Source organism: Protofrankia sp. CiP1_Cm_nod3, from assembly GCF_982290655.1.
This window is the reverse complement of record NZ_CEVIVD010000090.1, coordinates 3,598-7,381: the sequence shown is the minus strand read 5'-3', so window position 1 is coordinate 7,381 and position 3,784 is coordinate 3,598. Positions and strand designations below refer to the sequence as shown.

Genomic DNA, 3,784 nt, shown 5'->3' with positions numbered 1-3,784 from the left:
CCCGCCGCGGGCAGCGCAACCGCCGGACCTGACACCGTTGCCGGCGAGGCCGACTTCGGGAGATCACCAGGTCTGGAGCCTGCTGAGCTGGAGCGTTCGCTGCAGGGGCCGTTCGGCGTTGCGTACCCGGTCCGCTTCCACGCCGAAGCCCGCCGCCACGACGTCGGTGGAGCTGCGCAGCCCTGACCGCCAGCTCACCATGCGGGTGACCGCCGCGGCCACCACCGGCGCGGGGCAGGGCGCGAGGGCGGGCAGCTCGCCCGCCCGCCACCACGCCGCGAGGCAGCGCAGGGCCAGGGCGAGGCCGGTCGCCGGCAGCGTCGTCCGCCAGATCGCCGCCGCCACCGGATCCAGCTCTCCGATCGGGGACGGCACCCGCGAGGATGGCTGACGCGTTTCCCCCCAGCGGCCTGTGCCCAGCAGCCGCGGGCCCGCCGCGGCGCCGAAGTACGGCAGGACCTCGTACGCGACAGGCCGTCGTCCCTCGAGGCCCCAGCGCAGCGAGTAGGTGTACTGGCGGTGTGCTGTGCGCAGGACGCCGGTGGTCACCTCAGGCACTTCTGGCATCGTCGGCAGGTGGTCCACGCTCATCTCCGTGGGGATCTCACCTGGCGGGATCTCCGCCGCGTACAGGGCGCCGAGCGGCCCGAACAGCCGGATGGCGGCGCCCAGCGGGGACTCCGGCGCGACGAGCGTGCGCACCGTTGCGCGGTCGGCCGTCGCTACCGCGCGCCACAGCCTGGCGGTGAAGTCGCCGCCGTCGACGCGGATGGCCGGCGTTCCGTGGCGCGCCGCCGATCGCTGGGCCACCGACGGCTGTGTGGCCGACGGCTGTCCGGCTGACGGGCGAGTGACGGATGGCCGTGCTGTGGACGGCGGGGCTGCCGGGGGCTGCTTCGCGGCCCGGGCTGCTGGGGGAGCTGTCCCGGGTGCCGCCACGGGTGCCGTCCGCAACGCGCCGTTTCCCCGCGATGCCGACGCCGGGGCCGGGGCCGGGGCCGATGCCGGGGCCGGGGGCTGCGGCGGGTGGTGTGCCGGCACGCGCGAGGGGAGGCAGCGTTCGCAGCCGAGCCGGTCCTTGGCGGCGACCAGCGGAGCCGGCTCGCCGCACGACGGGCAACGTACGCGCGCGAAAGTGGACGCCCCGAGCATCCAGTGCAGGAGCAGGGGATAACGGCGTGGTCCGCGCAGCACGTCCACCGGGAGCTCCAGCGCCGGCGCCTCGACCACGTGCAGCCGAATCGGCCGGATGTCGATGTGCGAGCGATGCTTGTCCTCGATCTCGGCCAGCCGGCGCACCCGTTCGGCCCGGGTAGCCTCGGCCCGGGCGTCGAGCATGGCGACCCGGTCGGCGCCGGCGGTGGCACGCCGGCGGGCGATCGAGGCGAGCGCGTCGGAGTAGTAGCGCTCCACACGCCGGATCTCGGCGGCGCGCTCGTCCTCCGCGTCCTTGGCGATCACCGCTGACCGTACGGCCGCTCGAGCATCGATCAGCCGGTATGCCTCGCGGACCGCTCGGGCCAGGTCCGGCGGAAGGGCGATGGGACGACTGGCGGCGGGCGTGTCGTCCGCCTCCGGGGACTGGGCGGCCAGCGCACGCCACACGCCGTCGGCGATCTCAAGGCCGGAGCGGCCGTCCACCCAGCAGTCCATCCGCTCCTGGAAGCTGCTCTCCATCGACACGTCGAAGTGGACGAGCGCGCCGACCCGCAGGACGGGCAGCAGCACCCGTCGGGGCGGGCCGGCGGCGTCGAGACGGCCATGGTCGACCGGGAAGCGGTCGCGGGCGTGCGCGAGCAGGGTGTCGGCGCCCGGCGGGACGCGGGCGGGCCACGCCAGCGTGAGCCGACCGGCGTCCCCGGTGGTCAGGATGGCGTCGGCGGCCTGGTCCAGCGCCGGATGGCCGGGTGCGATGAGGGTGGCCCCGTCCTCGCGCGCGACCTCGGGGTCGCTGGTGACGAGGACCTCCTCCGGGAGGCTGAACGCACCGGCCAGGCGCTGCGGGAGAACGACGAGGCTGGCCTGGGCGCCTTCCTCCCACAACGCCCCTTCCCGCGTGGCGTAGCGCAGCCAGAAGCGCAGGGCGGGATCGGTGACCGGCATGGGAACTACTCCTGTTCCTCGCCACCGGCGAGGTCGTCGATGGCGGCCCGGCTGGCGAGGTAGTCGACCCGGGCCCGGGCGAGAGCGTCGCCGAGCTCCTCCATCCGCGCGTCGAACTCGCTGTCGTCCGCCGCCGTGACGTAGGCGTCGAACACCTGGTCGGCGAAATCCGTCTCGTCGTCGATGCGGCCGAGAATCATGTCGAGCTCACCGACGACCAGTTCGAAAAGATTGATTTTCGTCTCGAGGACGCGCAGGATCCGTTCCTCGATCGTTCCGCGTCCGACGAGGTTGGTCAGTACGACGTCATGGGTCTGGCCGACCCGGTGCAGGCGGCCGAGGCGTTGTTCGATCCGCATCGGGTTCCACGGCAGGTCGAGGTTCACCATGACGTGGCAGAACTGCATGTTACGGCCCTCACCGGCGGATTCGGTGGTGAGCAGGACGGGCACCTCGTCACGGAAGCGGCCGATCACCCGTTCCTTGTCGGCCCGGGCCAGGCTGCCGTGATAGACGGCCGCCGCTATGCCGGCCTCGACGAGCGCGGCCCGGGCCGTCTCCAGCGTCGGCCGGAACGCGGTGAACACGACGACCTTCTCGTCGCTGGCGAGACGGCGGCGCAGCAGGTCGATGAGGGTCCGGGTCTTGCGGGTGACCCCTATCTCGCCGGCCTGGGCGGCGAGGTCGGGCCAGCCGGCCTTCGCGAGTGTCGGGGCGAGCGCAGCCGGTGACGATCCGGCGTGGTGGGCCAGACCGCGAAGCGTGAGAAGCCGGGACGGCGCCGCGCCCCGGGCCTCGCGGCGGATCCGCGCCGCGACGGCCGCGTAGAGCGCGGCCTCCGGGGCGTCGGGGGTGATCAGAACGGTTTCGGCCAGCCGCTGCGGGAGGAGTACCTCGACCTCGCTGCGCCGGTGCCGGACCATCACCTGACGGGTCCGCGCCCGCAGCTCGGCGACATTGTGCACCTGCGCGACATTGTGCACCCGTGCGGCCGTCGGGGCGTCGTGCGCCGGACCGGTGGCGCCTGGTGCCGCGTTCCCGTGCCGGCGGCGGAACTCCGCCGCGGTCCCGAGCAGGCCCGGCGAGACCAGGCTGACCAGCTCAAAGAGATCCTCGAGCCGGTTCTCGACCGGTGTCGCCGACAGCAGCAGCAGGTAGCGGGCGCGCAGGGCCCGGGCCAGCCGGCCCGACGCGGTGCGCGGGCTACGGACCCGGTGCGCCTCGTCGATGATCACCAGGTCCCAGTCGCGCCCGGTCAGCGCGGTGCGCAGCGGGTCCCGCCGCGCCGTCGCGAGCGAGGCGAGAACCACCGGCCGGTCGGCGGCACCGACGTCCGCCAGGGACATGCCCGCGCGCGCCACGACGGACGGCAGCGCGAACTTGCGGTCGAGCTCCTCGCGCCACTGGTCGACCAGCCCGGCCGGAGCGACCACCAGAGCGGTGGACGCGAGTGCCCGCATCCGCAGCTCGGAGAGGATCAGGCCGGCCTCGATGGTCTTTCCGAGGCCCACCTCGTCCGCGAGGATGGCGCGCCCGTGCATGCGCCGCAGGACGGTGCCCGCTGTCCGCAGCTGGTAGCCGAAGGGCTCGAACCGCAGGCGGGGAACCGAGATCAGGCTGTCGAAACCGGGCTTGCTCCACACGCCGATCGCCTCGTCGAGCAGCTCCGACCACTCCGGGT

At 73.9% G+C, this 3,784-nt stretch carries 2 protein-coding genes; both read right to left on the bottom strand.

Going from position 1 to position 3,784, the window contains the following annotated elements:
* Nucleotides 1–63: 63 nt before the first annotated feature.
* The gene (locus tag AC5LUJ_RS16470) at nucleotides 64–2,103 is read right to left on the bottom strand and encodes a hypothetical protein (protein WP_493465245.1); all 2,040 of its coding nucleotides are present in this window, start codon (nucleotides 2,101–2,103) and stop codon (nucleotides 64–66) included.
* A 5-nt stretch (nucleotides 2,104–2,108) separates the two neighbouring features.
* Nucleotides 2,109–3,784: DEAD/DEAH box helicase (locus AC5LUJ_RS16465; RefSeq protein ID WP_250291786.1), on the bottom strand; the 1,676-nt coding region annotated here is incomplete at its 5' end.

What these genes read in the sequence shown, in the direction of transcription:
- AC5LUJ_RS16470 (WP_493465245.1), bottom strand. Translation starts at nt 2,103, where the DNA reads ATGCCGGTCACCGATCCCGCCCTGCGCTTCTGGCTGCGCTACGCCACG.